Raw genomic sequence first — 19,641 nt, 5'->3', positions numbered from 1 at the left:
GCTCTTATTTACTGGGCTTCTGCACGCCAAGTGTTGTTCTTACCGTTGATGTCAGGCAGTTTTTGGTCGGGATCAACAACGACCGTCTTTATCGGTGAAGTCGAATTGTACTTGAATGTCCAGGTACTACCTCGTTGCCAAACCTCAATTGGCAGGTTTATACGACCTTTCTTGCCATTCGTTTCGGTTACTTCAATCGTAACAGGCATAGCCAGCTTTTCGAGATTTTCGACGGAAATCAGCGACCCTTTATCGGCTGTACCATCTACATATTTTACGTCTTTTACGCTCTGATCCAATTTCCAGGTTTCATAGAAGTAACCGCGCCAGAACCAGCCTAAATCCTCACCGGCACCGTCTTCTATACTACGGAAGAAATCATAAGGTGTTGGGTGCTTGAAGGCCCAGCGGCTAACATAGTTTTTGAAGGCAAAATCGAAACGATCGGCACCAAGGATAACGTCGCGAAGTAGTTTGAGGCCCATACCCGGTTTGTAATAGGCCAGAATGCCTAAGGCTCTCGGCTGCTGTACATCGGGAATGGTCATGATTGGTTCAGCAGGATAGAACAAGGCAGGCGCAATATCGTGCATTGTGCCGCGCTCCCGATTGTATTCGCCTTTGTTAAAACTAGCCGTAGAGAGGGTATTAATAAAGGTGTTAAACCCTTCATCCATCCAGGGGAATTTTCGCTCGTTACTACCCACAATCATCGGGAACCAGTTGTGGCCAAACTCATGGTCTGTTACACCCCATAGGGCATCTTTCTTGTCTTTATGGTCACAAAAAATAATGCCGGGATACTCCATGCCCCCAACAATACCGGCCACATTTGTCGCCACCGGATAACTGAATTCGTAGAGGTATTTAGAGTAAAACTCTACACACGCTTTTACATACTCTGTCGAGCGATTCCATGAATCATTAGTTGCACTTTCAACCGGATAAATAGACTGAGCAAGGGCTGGTTTGCCACTCGGCAGATTCATTTTGGCCGCATCCCACACAAACGCCCGCGACGACGCCCAGGCAACATCACGGGTATTCAGGCAACGGAACTTCCAGGTTAGCGTACCCGATTTTTTCGGGCGGCTGTTTGCATCCGTAACTTCGTCCTTTCCACGGATAATAACCGTCTGATCACTTTTGCGAGCCTGGTCCAGACGCTTAATTTGTTCACTGGTTAGCACTTCGGTCGGATTCAATAATTCGCCCGATCCCGCAACGATATGATCCCAGGGAGCCGTAACGCTGTATTCATAATCACCGTAATCGAGGTAAAACTCGCCTGCTCCTAGGTAAGGTAACACATTCCAGCCCTCAATGTCATCATACACACACATCCGAGGATACCATTGGGCAATCTCGTAGATAATACCGTCTTTTCGTTTCAGCTGACCCATTCGGTCAGATCCGTATTCAGGGATTTTGAACGCATAAGCGACTTTCACCTTCACCACATCGCCATTTGGTTTCACCGACTCTGCCAACCGAACTTGCATTCGGGTGTCGGTAATGATGTATGGAACGGTTGTAAACTTGCTCTTTCCCTGCTCGACAGTGACGCTTGAAATGGTCAATCCACCGGCAAAGCCCACATTACCAAATCGCCCACCTGCAACGGGTGTCGTTTTTGAGGCCCGTGAGGAATCACTGAAAGCATTCTGGTCTAGTTGCAGCCACAAGTACGATAACGTTTCGGGCGAATTATTTTTGTAAGTAATTGTCACTTCGCCAGTGATGGTATTCTGCTGATCGTCAAGTGCGACATTAATCTGATAGTCTGATCGATTTTGCCAATACCTCGGACCGGGGGCACCGCTACCCGTACGGTAATCGTTGCCAGGCTGCATGTTAAAGAGTGGATGAAATAGAGCTAATGGGTCATACTTTGACCCAGCTACTGATGTTGACGAGGGTGCAGTTTGGGCGAAGGATGCTAGACTTAGTACCCACAATCCTGCCCAGAGAGCGATTTTTTTCATGAAATAATAGAAATACGAACTTTATACTAAACAAATAACGGTATAAAGCGGCAAAATTAGATAGCGGTCAAAGAGACAGACGCAAATCGAGGCCGTGGTGAACGAGTAAAAAGGCAAACAGGGCAAGCCAGAGGATATCAACGAAGTGCCAGTATAAAGTAATCAATTGTATTTTCAGACGATTGGGTGGATTAACGCTATAGACAAAGGAATCGACATAGAGCCGGCGACGCATGGCTTCTGACAGGATAATGGCTAAAAAAATAAGTCCAACCAGAATGTGAAGTAGATGGATACCCGATATGATATAGACGAAACCACCAGCAGGGTTTCCTTTTAGCCCAATACCTGATCTGAACATCTGCCGCCATCCCCAGGCTTGTAAAAGAATAAACAGCGTACCAAGTCCGAGTGTGGTAGCAATATTGGTTCGGTAATTTCCGAAGCGTTCATGCCGAAATGCCTGAATAGCATTTTTAAGCGTAAAACTGCTAAGTAGAATAACCCCTGTGCTGATTAAGAATACGTTAGGCAGTTTTATATCGGTCCAGCCGGGTCCAGTGCGCCGAACCACATAAGCGACTAGTAGTATTGTGAATATCATCACACTACTCGCAATACCCATCCAGACCATAAAGCGGAACGGCTCACGCCGTTTCGTCACGAAATTGCTCATAGAGTATGTTTGTGTATGTATCGATCAATCGGAATAGCGTATAGATAGCTGACGCACGCATAATTGCCAGGTGCCCGGTACAAACCACAAACTGGTTTTACAGCTTTCCTTCCCAAACGCGGTAAGCCGAAAATTGGTTTGGCATAACAATGGGAGCGTTAAAAATGCCATACACAGTTGATCCGGAACCACTCATACTGGCATAAACGGCTCCAGCATCATAGAGTTGTTCTTTAATTTGATTTAGGATTGGATAGGTAGGAAACAGGCTATCTTCAAAATCGTTTTGGATAGTGCTGCGCCATGTATCTATAGGATTCAATAACTGATTATGTAATGGTACTTTGGGTTGCCGGGGTTGTATCCCGGCATAGGCTTCGGCGGTTGAAATGGCTAGGTTTGGGTAAACCAACAGGATATGATAGCCACTTAAATCAACGGTTATTTCTGAAAACACATCACCCTTTTCTGAACAGTACACTGGCCGGTTCTGAACAAAAAAAGCACAATCGCTGCCCAGCAATCGGGCGTAATCCTCTAACTCTGTACTACTCAGGCCCAAGACGAACCGGTCATTTAGCAGCTTTAGCGTAAAGGCCGCGTCGGCAGACCCGCCACCCAGCCCAGCTCCAATAGGCACAATTTTGTGAAGGTGTAGCTGGACAGGTGGTAAATCAAAATCGGCTTTCAGCAAATTATAAGCCCGAACGCAAAGGTTACTATCCAGATTGTCGGGGATAGGCAGGCCACTGCTGCTAAACGTAAATTTATCGGAGGGAATTAACTCCAGTATATCTCCCCACCCTACCGGGTAAAAGCACGATTGCAGGTTATGGAAACCATCTGGTCTCTTTTCGACGATGCGCAGACCAATATTAATTTTACAGCTAGGAAAAACAAGCACAACTCAGCAGGATAAATGATGACTGATAAACGCTACGAGGAAGAATATCATTCATCATTCAAAGGCCGTTACGCCCTACTTTATTTCTACCACCTTAAACTCCGTTCGGCGATTACGCTGGTGTTCGGCATCGGTACAAATGACCCCATCGGTGCAGTTGTTCACTAATTGTGACTCACCCATCCCTATAGTGGCCATCCGTTTACGGCTAATTCCTTTCGATACCAAGTAGTTTGCTACAGCTTTAGCCCGTTGCAGTGACAGGGCTTTGTTATGTTCTGCATCACCCCGGCTGTCGGTATGCGACCGGATCTCAATGATCAGCGATGGATATTTCCGCATGGTGGCGACTACCTTATCCAGTTCGCGAGCGGCATCAGTTCGAAGGCTGTATCGGTCGAGGTCATAATAAATATTATCAATCGTTACAACATCACCTACGCTAAGCATTCGCAAATCAGCCGACATCTCCTTGGGCTTTGTCTTTTTAGGCAAACGCTTAATTCGGTTTGTATTGGTGCCAAACGCCGGTTTAGAAGCAACCAGCGTATAATCGCACCCTTCAATCAGATCAAAAACATATCGACCGTCCGGACCGGTTACGTATTCTCGTTGTGAGCGGTCGCATTCATTACGAAGGCGAACCGTTACACCTTGAATCGGTCGGCGGTCACGGGCTCCTATAACGACACCCCGGATGCGTGACTGTGTCAGTGGGCCAGTGCTATTCTCCGGTGCTATAGTCGCAATAGTGTCCATTTCGATAGTTGGCTTTATCAACCCAATTTCGAGCCGGCTCGGCTGGTCGTCGGTTAGCGAATGCGTTGTAAAGCCCACCGTACTATTGATATAGCCATCCCGACTAGCCTGAAATATAAAGGCATTATCGCCTTCTAAACAAATTTGCAGGACTCCGTTTTCGTCGCTGAGTACTGTCCGGTCAGGGCGACCCTCTCCGTGTGATTTAATAAGCACACTCACACTATCCAGAGGCTGTTGAGTGTTGGTGTCATACAAACGGATAGTCAGATCACGGCATCCGAATAAAGAACTCTCCCGTACGAAGCGGTAAATGTCATCACTACCCTCGCGTCGATTACTACTGAAATAGCCCCCACGTCGGTCGCTATCTGTAATCAGGCTGAAATCATCTTCTGCCGAGTTGATCGGCGCGTCGAGGTGTTCGACTGCCTGTACAGTTACGCTGTTAGACATATTCGCAAAAAATATGTCTAATGCGCCAAGTCCTTTCCGGCCATCAGACGAGAAATACAGATTTCCAGCGTCATCCACAAACGGAAATAATTCGTTGCCTTTTGTGTTAATTGTGCTACCCAGATTAACAGGTCGGGTCCACTTTCCGTTTTTATTTTGGCTGACGTACAGGTCTGTACCACCAAGTCCACCCGGCATATCTGAGGCAAAGTAAAGAAATTGCTCGTCGCGGCTAAGTGTTGGGTGGCCAACAGAATATTCATCACTATTGAAGGGTAATTCCTCAATGTTCACCCACGAACCATTCTGCTGAGTAGCGGTGTAAAGTTTGAGCTTGTTTACCCCTTCTGCACTCTTATTAGCCCGGCCATTATTGTAGTTATTACGGGTAAAAATTATACGCGAACCATCCCGCGAAAACGTGGCCGGGCCTTCGTGGTATTTAGTATTGATCGTCCGACTAAAGCGTTGAGCCAAGTTGACATGTTGATCGTCATACCCTAAACCCTCCGAAATATTAATGCCCTCGTAAAAATTAGGTACTGTGCGTGAGTCATTGGCTGTTGGACGGGAGTATTCATCATCACCAAGTTTATTTTTGGTTTTAACGCGGGTGTCAGAAGGCTTACTTGTGCTTCCGTCGGCGTTAATTATGCTACCCACCTTCAGGTTATTTCGGTTTGGCACATAAAATAAATCGAGATAACCCGATCCGCCACCACTGCCCGTGGTTTCAATAGCTGAACCGCCTTTACGTCCCGCTACATAAACCAAGCCATCGCGATAAAAGGCAGGACTAAACTCGGCGCCCTTAGAGTTTAATGCCAAATATTCCAGCCGATAACGTACAGCGTCTTTCCCCTTATTAGTCAAGGAGCCAGTTGCTGTCGGCCTCACCGGTTGTTTATCTTTTGCCTGTAGATAACGTTCATATTGCCTTTGAGCCTCCGGGAATTTACCATTGCTGGCCAACGTCTGAGCGTACTGTAGAATTTGTTGTGGGTTTCCTTCCGTATCATTATCTATAGATTCACGGTAATACCGCTCCGCTTTCTGATTATCACCAACCTGTTGATAGGCAAATGCTAAGCGGTTTTGCGCCGTAGACTTCTGCGAAACGGTAAGTTGTTCCGCATGCTCGGTTAACAGTTCAGAATAGGCTTCTATTGCGCGGCCATAGGCTTTATAGTTGAGCAAACGGTCGGCCTGCTGCAACAATGAATCAGCCTGTGCCCAGGCTGTTGAGCAGCTTAGCCAAAGCAATCCTCCCAAAATCCATAATATCCGATTCTTACCCATCAGTAAATTAATTCCATGCCTTACGGCCTTTGCTCTCACATATCATCCGGCAAACGAATTCGTCCTAAAATCATTACTAAGAAATCATCGTGCCAATGTTAGAAACCGGACATATTCGCGACTATCGCTAAGTCGAATCTGGTAGTAATATGTCCCGTCAGGTAACCCTTCTTTCGCATCGGCCACGTTAGCGCCCTGATTGGCCTTTCCATTCCAATCGTTCTTGTAATCCGTATTGTGGTAAACGACGTGCCCCCACCGATTATAAACATCCAATTGAGCCGTTAGATTAACGGGTAACCGCCGAATAACAAACAAATCGTTGATGCCATCGCCGTTGGGAGAAAAACCTTCAGGAATAAAGACGGTTTCTCCTTCTTCGGGTCGTAGCGAGTGAAGGGTTATGGTAGTTGGTTCTTCATTATCACCCGGATTGCCGTTCTGATCGGGATCAGCCTCTATACCATTAGTCGAACGGTCTCGGCAAATCGTCCCATTTATATCAACGCCCTCAGCTATTGCTTTATTAACAAAGGTCAACGTAGTTGCCTGGCTCATATCCAGCCGAACTGTTAACCAGATACGGCCCTGTTTGCCAGCCGCCAGATTTCCGCTACTTAATAAGGTCGTATCAGCACCACGTCCCGTATAGGTCGATTTGGTAACCAAACCGCTATCAGCCCTACTATTTACTGAGTGAATCTGCGCACTCGAACTCGAAAAAGCAGCGTCCAGATTGTCAGTTATCTGCATGTCCGTTAACGCATGCGCACCAAGGTTTACAAGTGTCAGTTGATATGTCAGTTCAACAAGATGGGTATCTCTTTCAGTCAACCAAACCGGCTCATTTACTTTTTTACTCAGCCCTACCATTTCCCGCGATGGGGCTGTTATCGTTCGCTGGACAGAAGCACCTACGCAGGGGCCATTACCATCCGGGTCAGGTATCGAGAGAGTAAAAAGGGCCGTCCCACGTTGTCGGTCCGTTTCCGATAACAGGTAACGAGCCGTCAGACCAGTATCTGTAAATAACCCACCGCCGTCACTCTGCCAGTTGGTTTCATTGGCCGAACCTCCTAGTTGAGCCGTCAATCGAACAACACCCTTTACCCAGTCAAGCGAATCGAGCTGAACTGCAACCGTTGCCGGGTTGCTCATGCAGGGTGAAACAGCATTTTGACAGGGGGTAATACGCACCGTTACCGCTACGGGATCCGTATAACAGCCCTGTTTACTACATCCAAAAATATAATATTTCCCCGCCAATACTGCGCCCGGCGACTGCACGATGGACGCAGTGAGTAACGGCCCTGTCCGAAACTGGTAATAGGGACTTAACGTTGAATTTTTCTCCGTAATAGCTTTCGACAAATCGGCTGTTTGAAAAGGGCAACCGTTGCTTAGAGTAGCTAATAGAGTTAAAGGCTGATCGGCTGTACGTACCACTATAGATACGGATTCAGAACTGTCGCTCCGGCACGAACCAATTTGGCAAATAGCCCGGTACTTTGTCGTCTGATACGGAATTACGGTTTTGACCAAACCCTCGCTCCCATCAGCCCAACGAATAGTGCCTACACAACCAGATGCGGTAAGTTGAATCGGTTGACCAGCACAAATTTCGGTTTTGCTAGCAGAAATAATTGGTGTAATTGGCGTAGCTACCTGCACCGAAACCAGCGCAGATGGATTACTCAGGCAATTATTTTGCTTACAAGTAGCTTGAAAGGTAGTAGTTTGTTGCAGTTTACCCGTCCAGATAGCACCCGTAGTCTGGTCGGACCAGTGGATTACACCAGTACAGTTGGATGCCGTTAGCGTAACCGCGTCATTAGCGCAGACAACTTTTGCCGAGCTTGTCACGACGGGCGCACCAGGCGTGTTAACGACAACTTTCCAGACATCGGCGAAACAACTAATGCACCCCGGTCGAGCGCGGCAAATAGCCGTATATTTCGTGGTTTGTTGCGGCTGAACCTGTATAACACCTCCCGTTTCACCATTCGACCAAACAACCGTGCCAATACAACCTTTGGCCGTGAGCGTAACGGGTTCATTACGGCACACAGCATTTGCCGAACCTGCAATTACAGGCGGGGCCGAATTTTGACATGTATCGGCCAATGGATAAGTTGAGGCTATAACTCTGGAGGTTAGTAAACTCAAGACCACTAACCACCTGAAGTTGCCAATAAATTTAGCTAGTAGTTGTCTCCTCATTTGGAATGTCAGTTATGCCATATTAAAACGAATATCATGCCAAGCTTTTTTTTAGTAACTTTTAACTTGTATGAGTGTCCATAACCAGCCAATTCCTTACGTTCTTAATACCCTTTATTTCTCAAAAAGCATCTTTATCACATGATGAAAAACACGTATGAATTCATCACAAACCATGCCAACATTCTGACTTTTTACCAGGTAAAGCGGTCATTTATAGTAGAATGCTGATTAGAGAATGACCTGTGTAAATGGGAGTCATTGAGTAATTTGATAAAAATTCGTTCTATTCCAACGACTTATTGTTACGGTCAGCAAGGGTGAAAATCTGGTCGATGCTTTTCGGAAGTTCGTTCCGATTGTGCGTCACGAACAAAATTGTTTTGCCGATGAAGCTATCGATTAATCGGCGAGCGAGTTCAATGTGGTACCTGTCTATGGCCTGAAATGGTTCGTCTAATAGCAACACGGGCGCATTTTTCAAGAAGGCCCGAACCAGCAAAACTAACCGTTGCTCGCCCGCAGACAACGTTCCGAATGGTCGATTCGTCGTATCGGTTAGATCGAAATAAGTTAATAAACCGGCTAAATCAGCTTCGGTTTCGGGCGAAACTCGATTTGGTGGGGCAAGCGTATCAGTCAAGCCAGATAGGGCCACCTGCCGCACCGATAAATGTTGTGGGAAATATAAATGCAGTTCTGGCGAAACAAACCCAATCCGGCGCTTCACATCCCAAATACTTTCGCCCGATTTGCCACGCCGGTAACCAAACACACTCACATGATTAGAATAAGCCTGGGGATGGTCTCCATAAAGTAAACTGAGCAGCACCGATTTCCCTGCTCCATTTTGGCCAAATAGTGCCCAACGTTCACCCGCCCGAATTACCCAATCGACGTCCTTTAGAATGACAGTATCCCCATAGCGAACTAAGATATTTTGTAATCGGAAAACTTCCTCAAAATTTACACGTTGGGGCTGTGTCTGCAAAACTGGTAGCACCCTGATTACGGGTTTTTTCTGGTGCCCTGGCTTGTACTCTTCTTTAGCACCTGACCAGCGAAGTTGTCCTTTTTCCATCACAGCAAGATGCGTAGTGAATGTTGGAATGTCGGCCGCATCAGTTACCAATACAATCGTCAGGCCGTGATTCATTAGTTCGCCCAACCACGTTGTTAACTCAATTCGGAAATTTACATCTAAGCCTACGAATGGATTATCCAATAGCAAAACGGACGGATGCCGTAGAAGAGCTTTGCCAATGCGGGCCTTACGAGTTTGGCCGTTAGATAGTTTGATAAATGACCGGCTTAACAAAGGCATCAACCCTAATCTCTTCAGAAGCGCAGTTGATTCTGGAGAGTCGTTGGTCAACTGCAAAAAATCGCGCAACGAAGGAATAGCGGTATAACCGGCATCACTTCCTGCTGCACTATCGCTCATTGTAGCCTGATACCGCTGTTGATAAAAATAACCGTTGTAAGAAAACTGGTTGGATTCTTCTTTAAAAGAGACGAACTCGGCTGGTACCCGACGCGATAATGTGCCCGGCAAAGCCGGAAATCGGCCCGCTAGGGCTTGTAAAAACGTAGTTTTACCACTACCCGTTGGCCCAATTACAGACCAGCACTCGCCCAGATTTAGTTGAAATGTGAGATCACTACTGACTATTCGGCCATTACGCCGAACAGTTAACTTGTGTAAAGAGATTAATGGAGTTTGTTCGGACATAAAAATCGGGGCCATACCTTTGCAAAGGTATGGCCCCGATTAGTCTTTTAGCTTCTTAATTCCTACTACTTGTTGGGTGGCGTTGTCGTCGTCGGAGTTGTGGGGGGCGTAGTAGTCGAACCTGAGCCCGTTGTACCAGTACCACTCGTCGAACCACTCCTTGTACGTCGGCTACCGTTGCCTGTCGAACCGTTATTCATTCGGTCAGTCGTGCCCGAATTCGTTGTGCCACTGTTCATCGTACCAGTAGTACCCGTTGTACCGTTGTTCATTGAACCAGTAGTGGTCGAACCGGTGCCCATTGTACCATTAGTTGACGTACCCGTACCCGTGTTAACACCAGTGCTTTGGCCGTTCGAGTATGTTCCTGTTGTTGTGCCCTGATTCGAATTAACTGGTGGCTGCGTTTGGTACGTACCCGAAGTTGTACCCGTGTTGGTACCATTTGTGGTTGTTCCCATTGTGCCCGTCGTTCCGGTACCCGTTGTGCCGGTTGTACCTGTACCCGTCGAACCAGTGTTCGTTGTTTGGGCATTAGCGTTGAGGGCCATGCCAGCTACTAGCATCCACCCCATAATCATTATTTTTTTCATCGTCGAGTTCTGTTTATTTGATTAATAATACTGTTTAATCTATAGTATAACTCAACTTGTGGGTAAGTGTTTATTTTTTGTTACTATTTTTTTATATGTCAAAGAAAATCAGCGTATTCTACAAAAAATCGGGTAGTTAGTATAGTGATACTAACTACCCGATCAGATTCATTTACTAACCTCTTATAAAGTACCTTTCTTCATTTCCTTTACCGCAAAGTCAGCAGCACGGGCGGTTAGAGCCATATAGGTAAGAGATGGGTTTACACATGAAGATGAAGTCATGCAGGCACCATCTGTATTAAAGACATTCTTAACAGAATGAAGCTGGTTGTGCGCATTCAGCACCGACGTTTTAGGATCACGGCCCATGCGGGCTGTTCCCATTTCGTGGATTCCGATACCAGGATGTTTCGACTCATCATTATAGGCTGTCACGTTTTTAAGACCAGCGGCTTCAAGCATCTCGGCGGCATCGTTCATCATATCGATACGCATTTTCTTCTCATTTTCGCCGTAGGCTGCGTCGAACTCGATTAGTGGCAAGCCCCAGCTATCTTTCTGGTCGGGCGAGAGTGTCATGCGGTTATTCGGGTTGGCAATCATTTCGCCAAAACCGCCGAGGCTCATTGTCCATGGGCCAGGTGTTGTCAGACTTTCTTTGAAATCTGCGCCAAAACCTTCCTTACCGTTGCCACTGTTCCAGCCACCACGACCGGCTCCACCCTGATAGCCAAAGCCACGAACATAATCGCGTTTATCACCACCCCAGTTCCGATAACGAGGCACATAAACGCCATTTGCACGTCGACCGTAATAATATTGATCTTCCATACCATCAAATGTACCGGCAGCACCAACAGCCAGGTGATGGTCCATGATGTTACGGCCAAGTTGATCAGAATCATTTCCCATCCCGTTTGGGAAACGGTGCGACTTCGAGTTCATCAAGATAGATGTACTGCCAAAAGCTGATGCGTTCAGGAAAATAATCCGGGCGTAGTATTCGCGAACTTCTTTGGTATTTTGGTTAATAATCCGAACGCCAGTCGCTTTGCTTTTCTTCTCGTCGAAGAGCACTTCCGACACAATCGCGTCAGGCAGCAGAGTTAGCTTTCCCGTTTTTACAGCGGCTGGCAATGTCGCTGATTGCGTGCTGAAATAGGCACCATAAGGACAACCGCGCATACACTGGTTACGGAACTGGCAGGCCGCCCGCCCGAGATCATAGTGTATTTGCTTCGGCGCAGTCAAGTGGGCTGTCCGGCCCATTGTGACGGTACGAGCCGGAAATGCCTTTTCGATTCGTTTCTTCGCTTCTTTCTCAAGGCAGTTCATCTGCATTGGAGGCATATAATTGCCATCCGGCAGAACGTCCAGACCATCTTTACTGCCAGATATTCCAGCGAATCCTTCTACATATGTGTACCAATCTTTAAGGTCTTCATAGCGAATCGGCCAGTCAACACCAATGCCTTCCTTACCATTTGCCATGAAATCCTCTTTATTCAAGCGATAGCTTTGCCGTCCCCACATCAGCGACCGTCCGCCCACGTGGTAACCCCGAATCCAGTCTACCTTTCGTTTTTCGAGATAGGGGTGTTCTTTATCGTTTTCAAAGAAGTGCCGCCATTCCTCGTTAGCCGTGTAGCCAGTGCGCATATTGGCCCAATATTCTTCAGCCGCCATTGTGGTGATACGGCCCCGATGCGGAAAATCCCACGGATTATTGGTTGCTGTTGGGTAGCCTTCAATGTGTTTCACATCACGACCTCGCTCCAACATCAGCACCTTTAACCCTTTCTGCGTTAATTCTTTAGCGGCCCAGCCGCCAGAAATACCTGATCCAACAACAATAGCGTCGTAGGTCATATCCTTTTTTGCGTCGATATTAAGATTCATTTTTCTAAAGAGTTATAGAGTTTTAAAGCAGCAGATTAATAAAGTAGATAAATAGCTTCCAGCGCTATAAATACACGTTTATAACCTAACACTTTATAACTTAAATAGCCCATGCCTTCTGGCCGGGTTTGAGAGGAACACAACCATCATAACGACCAGGAACAGCTACATACTCGAGGGCCTGTGTGCAGCCTATTTCGGATGTAAAATAGCCAGTCAAGGTTAAATCTTTCAAAATTGTGAAGAAAGGCGTGTACCGTTTCTTAGCGTCGGGCATTTGTAAATCAGCCTGAGCATTTTCCACTTTTGTCGCACCCTTACCCGGATTCATCTGTGCCAGTTGCTGCTTGGCATCGGCTTGCAATTTTTTTACGATCTCAATTCGTTGAGTTGGATCGAGTTGTACAAAGGCTTTACCATATGCCTCCTGACTCAATTTGTTGGTTTGTGTCAGGCCATCCAGAAAACGTTGCTGATCGTCTGGTTTGTAACAGTCTTTCAGGATGATATCGATTACCTCATTCACCTTGGCGGCTTTAGCGCCGGGGGTGTTCGTTGTTGGAATAATGGTATCGGCCAGTTCAGCAACGGTTGCATCCTGATCGGCCGTCAAGAAAAGCGGCTTGCCTGTCAGGGCACGTCGGGCAGCCGAGGCTTCGAGCGTATCGGCCAAAACGGGCAGCGACATTGTTGCGCCAGCCAGCGCGGCCACCCGCATAAGGGCGTCTCTTCTGTTCATGTTCGTAGAGCGAATTATACTTTCAAATAGAACGATGTAAGCAAGTACAAATGTATAACAATCGGGGAATGGATTGTGCAATTTGGGGATACAGTTTTAGGGAATAACTTTATTTAGAAGGTTGCTAATTATGCGCTTAAAATCAGCGAGGTCTACAATTGAACCAGAAGTTGCAGACCTCAATGGATGAGCCGAATAGATGAAGCACCTACGCATGAGCGTATTCGGTACGCGATAGCAACAATTGGCTTTCCACGGCGGCATTAGCCGCGAATTTGCCACTTGATTTACCCACTAAGTACTGTAGTACTTTTGCTCCTCCAAAAACCAGGCCCTGACTAATAACAATTAATCAGGGCCTGGTTTTTTCTTTGAAATACGCAACTCACATAATCCCTAATTCCTGCACGGCCAGCCAGCTCATCAGGCCCGCGCCCGTTTCCAGAGCCGCTTCGTCGATGTCGAACGTTGGCGTGTGAACACCGGAGATAATTCCCCGCGCTTCGTTGCGGGTTCCGAGCCGGTAGAAACATGAATCAACCACCTGCGAATAGAAGGCAAAATCTTCTCCCGCCATCCACAAATCGAGGTCAACGACGTTTTCGGCACCCATGTAGTCAACGGCCTGCGCCCGCACGCGACGGGTTAATTCGGGATGATTTTTGAGGAAAGGATACCCGTGAACAACGGTAAATTCACACGAACCGCCCATAGCTTCGGCAATGCCTTCGGCCAGTTTGACCATGCGCCGTTTGCCCTCTTCGCGCCATTCTTCGTTCATGCACCGGAATGTGCCTTGAATCGTAACTTCGTTTGGAATGACGTTCGTGACACCATCGGCGATAAACCGCCCGAATGATAACACCGACGGACTAGCCGGAGGACAGTTTCGGCTGATGATCTGCTGCAATGCAACAATAATATGTGACGCAATCAGGACAGGATCAACGAGGTTGTCAGGCATAGCCGCGTGGCCTCCTTTCCCGCGCACGGTCAGATAGAGTTCATCAGTGCTGGCCATGTACATGCCTTCGCGGAAGCCGATTTTGCCCACTGGAATATTCGGAGCTACGTGCTGACCAAGCATACTAATTGGTGTCGGGTTCTCCAGAACGCCTTCCCTGATCATGAGTGATGCCCCACCCGGTGCTTTTTCTTCCCCTGGTTGAAACACTAGCTTTACCGTTCCCTCAAACTGGTCGCCCAGGACGTGTAAAATGCGGGCGACACCAAGCAGACTAGCCGTGTGAGCGTCGTGCCCACACGCGTGCATAACCCCCTCAACAGTGGATTTATACGATACATTGTTCGCTTCATGGATGGGCAAAGCGTCCATATCAGCCCGCAACGCAACGACTTTTGAACTGCTTGAAGAACCGTTATTTTTACGGCCTTCAACAATGGCAACCAGACCTGTATCGGCTACTCCTTCCTGCGGAGTTATGCCAATGGCTTTTAGTTGGTCGGCCACGAAGCGGGCCGTATTATGCTCCTGAAAGGAAAGTTCGGGATGCGCGTGCAGGTGTCGGCGAGTCTGAACGATGTCGGCTGCGTACTGCCGAGCAAGTGATTTGATGGAGTCTAGCATTGAATAACGCAGCTGGAAGGCCGCATTTATAAGTAATTGACCTGTGGCTTTCCAGCCGTGTTATTGTGTCGTTATAAACTGATAATCGCTGATAACCGTTTCCAAAAATGCCCGATTTGGCAAATCACTCTGAATACTGGTCACTCGCTTGATTTTATCGGTGGTGCGCTGGATTATATTTTCATCGCCCTGACGCAGGATTTGGCGAACGATCCCCATGTCCCGATCTGTGAGTAACCGTATATCAGGAAATTGCACGGTGTAGTTTTCGGATAAGGGCCGAATCAAGATATCATCCAGTAATACAGCTGGTTTTAATTTAACGACGGCAGTTCCAGCAGCAATGTCACCCAATCGTTGGCCTTTACCGTTAATTGCTACGGTAACAATCGGCACAATACCGCCAAACAAGCTCACCGATTCAATAATGCGCAGTAGCCAACGGAGCAGGTAAGCCCCCAAACCCGGCTGTGATCCATCAAGCATAACAACTCGGATACCCAGCGCTATTTTGCCCACACTACGGCCATTTAGGAACCATTCAGATACTAAATCGTAAAACACCACCGGCAATAACAAGATGACAGAATAAAAAGTACCTAGCGGTATGCCTAGTCGGGCGGGCAGGCCGAATACCAACAATGTCCAGCCGAAAATGACCAGATAATCAAGCATAGACGCCAGAATCCGGTCGCCGATGCTGGCAGGTTCATATTCCAGTAAAACATTTTGAGAAGTGCGAATAGCAATCGACATGTACGTAAATCAAAACGGGGCCGCCTGTGCGGTCGATGTCAAAAGTCGTAAGTAAGGCTGTGCGGTCAAAATATTTCCCGTAAAAGAGAGTTAAGTCCTTCTTAAAATCAGATTTTTAAGTCAATTTAACAACCTTTACGACCATTACCGATAATCATCGGCTTACTATATGCGCGAAGCTCTTTTCATCAAACGTAACTCCGACAAATGGCGCGCTATGGAACAGACTCCCAAAGCAACGGCTGCCCAGTCGGACCCCGACGAATTGGTAACCAATTTTGTGGAATTGACTGATGACCTGTCGTATGCCCGAACATTTTACCCTGACTCGAACGTAACACGCTACCTCAACGGCTTAACGGCCCAAATGCACCGGGGCCTGATGCAGAACCGGCGCGACGACCGAAGTCGATTTATTACCTTCTGGCAATATGAGTTACCCTTGTTGTTTCGGCAGTCGCACCGATTACTGGCTATATCGGCGGGTATTTTTCTGGCGGCTGGCATTCTTGGCTGGGTATCGGCAGCTCATGACAACACGTTTGTCCGGCTCATTTTGGGCGATGGCTACGTAAATATGACGCTTGAAAACATCAAGAAAGGCGATCCGCTTGGTGTATATAACAGTAGTGATCAATCGACAATGTTCGTCCAGATCACCCTGAATAATATCTACGTAGCCTTCCGAACATTTATATTCGGCCTGTTTGCCTCCTTCGGGACCATGGCGATGTTGTTCTACAATGGGGTGATGCTGGGAGCGTTTCAATATTTTTTTCACGAACGAGGGCTACTTCTCGACTCGATTCTGAAAATCTGGATTCATGGCACGCTCGAAATATCGGCTATTATAATTGCGGGCTGCGCGGGCCTGACCGTTGGCAACAGCCTGCTATTTCCGGGAACTTACTCGCGGTTGGACTCATTCAAACGGGGCATTAAACAGGGACTAAAAATTGCTATCGGGCTAGTACCGATTTTCATTATGGCGGGATTTCTGGAAAGTTTCGTTACACGGCTAACCCTATCACCCCTTGTTAGCGGAGGTATTATTTTGATCTCTGCCGCTTTTATTATCTGGTATTTCATTCTATATCCTATCTCACTTAATCGCAATAACCAGTTATGATTCAACTTTTCGAACAACGCGATTTCGGCAACAAAATCAACGCCACATTCCAGTACATCACCCAGAATATGCGTAGTCTGGGGATAGCTCTGCTCTATATTGTAGGTCCGGTGGCTTTAATTGCGGGCATCGCAACGGGTATCATGCAGTCTAACTTACTGCAGCTTACTGGCGGTTCTACCCATACGGATACCAGTAATCCAATGGCGGCCTTCCAACTGATGAGCCAATTTGTGTCACCCTCGTTCTGGATAGCCATTTTTTTCAGCCTTTTGGCCAACATTGCTGTAATCCTGACTACCTATGCGCACATGAAGGTGTACGACAAAACGAAGAGCGGTGTCATTAGTGTGGCTGACGTTTGGACCGAAGTACAACCCATGCTGGGACGAGCCATCACCATATCAATTCTTAACTCAATCGTTATTACTGTTGGGTTCATATTTTTCTTTATTCCCGGTGTCTATCTCGCCGTTGTGCTATCACTGTCCTTAGCCGTTACCGCTTTTGAAGGCACTGATTTCGGCGTTACCTGGTCCCGCTGTTTCCAGCTAATTCGAGACAAGTGGTGGTCAACCTTCGGATTAATTTTAGTTATGGGCCTTATCGTGGCTATTATAGGGTTAATATTTGCCGCGCCAACGGCCATCCTCGCCTTTCTTACAGGAATGAAGATGCTTCCCGATGTCTCGGTTGTATGGCTTATGGTCGGCAATGTCATCAGCATCGTTGGCCGGACATTACTGAACGTCATACTGTATACAGCAATCGGTTTTCAGTACACGAATTTAGTTGAACGGCAGGAAGGCCGGGGCCTGATTTCGGCTATCGATTCCATTGGCACGTCACCAACTTTACCCCGCGCAACGGATGAAGGAACATTTTGAGTTACATAAAGAACTATTATTTAATCAGTTACAATGGAAACTTTATACCGGACGACGTTTCTTTAGTCTGACTGGTTTTCCGCTGTGGATTTGGGTAGTCCAGTTTTTTATCATCACCGCATTCCCTAGCCTAGCGCAACCTGTCTCCACTCGTGATGATCGCTCAACGATGGTTGTCCGTTATCCCAAGCAAGAACACCTGCACGACCTGCAAACCGATCACGATTATCAATATGGTCACGATGTCCCTCCACCCGAAAATCCATTAGCGCGGTTTTGGGTGTGGTTGGTTCGTAAAATTGGCTATTTCCTGTCTAGCGATGCCTACCAGAACATCTGGCAGTACGTTATTCTGGCAGTCGTTGCCGCTGCCGTGATTTATCTACTTACGAAAGCCGACGTACTGAGTTTTATGTTTCCGAAGAAAGCTCAATCGGCGGGACTGGATTATGAAAATTTGGCAGAAAACATCAACGAGATTGATTTCGATACCGCCATCGATGAGGCCATTAGCCAGCGAAACTTCCGGCTAGCCGTTCGGCTCTTGTACCTGCAAACACTCAAACATCTGACGGATGCAGGCCGTATTAACTACAAGCCCGAAAAGACCAACCACCAATACATTTATGAGTTGGCAAACTCACCGCTAAAATCCGATTTCGAAGCCTTGACCCGACAATTTGAATTCGTTTGGTATGGTGATTTTCCGATAGATGAAACGCGGTTTGCTGCCTTACAAACTGCCTTCAAACAGGTCAATAAAGCTGCTCGACAACCAACAACCTAAGAATCGTCGGGCAACCCGGCACAAGAAATTTTGCTCAAACCGAATAAATATCTTCTCATCCTGCTAGCCACCGTAACGGCCTACGTACTCTTCGAGTATTACCGTCCGAAGCCAATTGACTGGCGACCGACTTACGAGAATAATGATAAAATTCCGTTTGGTACGGAGGCTTTGTTTGAGCTATTGCCGGATATGATGCAACCGTCGGCCATTAAGATGGTGCGGTTGCCCGTATACAACTTTCTGACGGAGACGAAATTGCCAACTCGCAGTAACTATATACTCATCTGCCATAGTTTTAAAGCCGATGGCAATGACTTAAAACAACTTCTAGCATACGTCCGGCGCGGTAACAACGCCTTTATTTCCGCTTACGACCTGCCTGATTCGCTAGGGAAAGTAATTGGTTTCAAAGCCGACGTAAAAGACCCGACTAAAGCTGATTCGACGTTGCGGCAGAATTTCACCAATCCACCTCTGCAAAAAGCGACCGGCTACAACTTCTTTCATGATGATGGCCGTAATTTCCTGGCCGTCAGAAAGCCCCAGAATACAAGCGTGTTAGCCCGTAACGCCCGTAAGGAACCAGTTTTCATTCGCGTTCACTACGGTAAAGGGCAGTTTTTTATTCATAATCTGCCGCTGGCCTTCACCAACTACTATGTACTGGACCAGAAAACGTCAGATTATGCGTTTAAAGCCCTCTCCTATCTACCCGCTCTGCCAACCTACTGGGATGAATTTCAGAAGCAGGGCCGGTTCGATGAGGACCAGCAGTCTATTTTCCGGTATATTCGTTCGCAGCCAGCCCTTAACTGGGCGTATTATTTAGTGGCGTTTGGCCTGCTTTTCTATACAATCTTTGCCGGAAAGCGAACCCAACGCATCATTCCCATTGTAGCCCCCCCCAAAAACACCTCGCTGGACTTCGTAAAAACCGTTGGGCGAATGTATTTTCAACAGGGCAATCACGATAACCTCGCTCGCAAGAAAATTCAGTACTTTTTAGCTGATGTCCGCGAACAATTCGGATTAAACACAGCGATATTAGATAAAGAATTTGCCGATACGTTAGCCCGAAAAAGTGGCGCATCGAAAGAAGAAACCGATGAATTAGTGCAGCTGCTGCGCAATGCGCAGAAAAGCATCTCGCTGTCGGAAATTGATTTGCTGGCACTGAATCGGGCAATGGAAAAGTTTAAACAAACCATCTAATCGTGCAGGCGGCT

At 47.2% G+C, this 19,641-nt stretch carries 15 protein-coding genes; 4 read left to right on the top strand and 11 right to left on the bottom strand.

Annotated features, from left to right (window positions below):
- Positions 1 to 8 precede the first annotated feature (8 nt).
- The 11 genes from ACFS25_RS01915 to ACFS25_RS01865 form a co-directional block, all read right to left on the bottom strand.
- Complete coding sequence (locus ACFS25_RS01915; RefSeq protein ID WP_381496712.1) at positions 9 to 1,985, bottom strand: M1 family metallopeptidase; 1,977 nt, start codon at positions 1,983 to 1,985, stop codon at positions 9 to 11.
- Positions 1,986 to 2,052: 67 nt separating this feature from the next.
- Positions 2,053 to 2,661, bottom strand: a complete 609-nt coding sequence (locus tag ACFS25_RS01910) for a cytochrome c oxidase subunit 3 (protein WP_381496711.1) — start codon at positions 2,659 to 2,661, stop codon at positions 2,053 to 2,055.
- Positions 2,662 to 2,758: 97 nt separating this feature from the next.
- Positions 2,759 to 3,565 (bottom strand): 4-(cytidine 5'-diphospho)-2-C-methyl-D-erythritol kinase, encoded by an 807-nt coding sequence (gene ispE / locus ACFS25_RS01905; protein WP_381496710.1) that lies wholly within the window; start codon positions 3,563 to 3,565, stop codon positions 2,759 to 2,761.
- A gap of 75 nt (positions 3,566 to 3,640) precedes the next feature.
- Positions 3,641 to 6,079 carry an OmpA family protein gene (locus ACFS25_RS01900; protein WP_381496709.1) on the bottom strand — a complete coding sequence of 813 codons (2,439 nt, stop codon included), beginning with the start codon at positions 6,077 to 6,079 and terminating at the stop codon, positions 3,641 to 3,643.
- A gap of 84 nt (positions 6,080 to 6,163) precedes the next feature.
- Complete coding sequence (locus tag ACFS25_RS01895; protein ID WP_381496708.1) at positions 6,164 to 8,299, bottom strand: gliding motility-associated C-terminal domain-containing protein; 2,136 nt, start codon at positions 8,297 to 8,299, stop codon at positions 6,164 to 6,166.
- Between the two features lie 286 nt (positions 8,300 to 8,585).
- Positions 8,586 to 10,046 carry an ATP-binding cassette domain-containing protein gene (locus tag ACFS25_RS01890; RefSeq protein ID WP_381496707.1) on the bottom strand — a complete coding sequence of 487 codons (1,461 nt, stop codon included), beginning with the start codon at positions 10,044 to 10,046 and terminating at the stop codon, positions 8,586 to 8,588.
- A gap of 50 nt (positions 10,047 to 10,096) precedes the next feature.
- Positions 10,097 to 10,624, bottom strand: a complete 528-nt coding sequence (locus tag ACFS25_RS01885; protein WP_381496706.1) for a hypothetical protein — start codon at positions 10,622 to 10,624, stop codon at positions 10,097 to 10,099.
- Between the two features lie 183 nt (positions 10,625 to 10,807).
- The gene (locus tag ACFS25_RS01880) at positions 10,808 to 12,526 is read right to left on the bottom strand and encodes a GMC oxidoreductase (protein WP_381496705.1); all 1,719 of its coding nucleotides are present in this window, start codon (positions 12,524 to 12,526) and stop codon (positions 10,808 to 10,810) included.
- A gap of 100 nt (positions 12,527 to 12,626) precedes the next feature.
- Complete coding sequence (locus tag ACFS25_RS01875; RefSeq protein ID WP_381496704.1) at positions 12,627 to 13,265, bottom strand: gluconate 2-dehydrogenase subunit 3 family protein; 639 nt, start codon at positions 13,263 to 13,265, stop codon at positions 12,627 to 12,629.
- A gap of 385 nt (positions 13,266 to 13,650) precedes the next feature.
- Positions 13,651 to 14,853, bottom strand: coding sequence for a M20 metallopeptidase family protein (locus tag ACFS25_RS01870; RefSeq protein WP_381496703.1), 1,203 nt, complete (start codon positions 14,851 to 14,853; stop codon positions 13,651 to 13,653).
- 60 nt (positions 14,854 to 14,913) lie between these two features.
- Positions 14,914 to 15,609: an RDD family protein gene (locus ACFS25_RS01865; RefSeq protein ID WP_381496702.1), complete on the bottom strand. Its 696-nt coding sequence runs from the start codon at positions 15,607 to 15,609 to the stop codon at positions 14,914 to 14,916.
- A 169-nt stretch (positions 15,610 to 15,778) separates the two neighbouring features.
- On the opposite strand from ACFS25_RS01865, the gene ACFS25_RS01860 reads away from it, so the two are divergent.
- Genes ACFS25_RS01860 through ACFS25_RS01845 form a run of 4 tightly spaced genes read left to right on the top strand, consistent with a single transcriptional unit; the run spans position 15,779 to position 19,627 of the window.
- Complete coding sequence (locus tag ACFS25_RS01860; RefSeq protein WP_381496701.1) at positions 15,779 to 16,738, top strand: stage II sporulation protein M; 960 nt, start codon at positions 15,779 to 15,781, stop codon at positions 16,736 to 16,738.
- Entirely contained in the window at positions 16,735 to 17,625 is an 891-nt protein-coding gene (locus ACFS25_RS01855; protein WP_381496700.1) for a hypothetical protein, read from the top strand. Before ACFS25_RS01860 ends, ACFS25_RS01855 begins: the two co-directional genes overlap by 4 nt.
- On the top strand, positions 17,609 to 18,412 hold the full coding sequence (locus ACFS25_RS01850) for a DUF4129 domain-containing protein (protein ID WP_381496699.1): 804 nt from the start codon (positions 17,609 to 17,611) through the stop codon (positions 18,410 to 18,412). Before ACFS25_RS01855 ends, ACFS25_RS01850 begins: the two co-directional genes overlap by 17 nt.
- Before the next feature lie 30 nt (positions 18,413 to 18,442).
- Positions 18,443 to 19,627, top strand: coding sequence for a DUF4350 domain-containing protein (locus tag ACFS25_RS01845; RefSeq protein WP_381496698.1), 1,185 nt, complete (start codon positions 18,443 to 18,445; stop codon positions 19,625 to 19,627).
- Positions 19,628 to 19,641 lie beyond the last annotated feature (14 nt).

Source organism: Spirosoma flavum (assembly GCF_042686045.1).
Taxonomy (GTDB): Bacteria; Bacteroidota; Bacteroidia; order Cytophagales; family Spirosomataceae; genus Spirosoma; species Spirosoma flavum.
The sequence above is the reverse complement of the archived record's forward strand: the minus strand, read 5'-3'. Positions and strand labels throughout refer to the sequence as shown.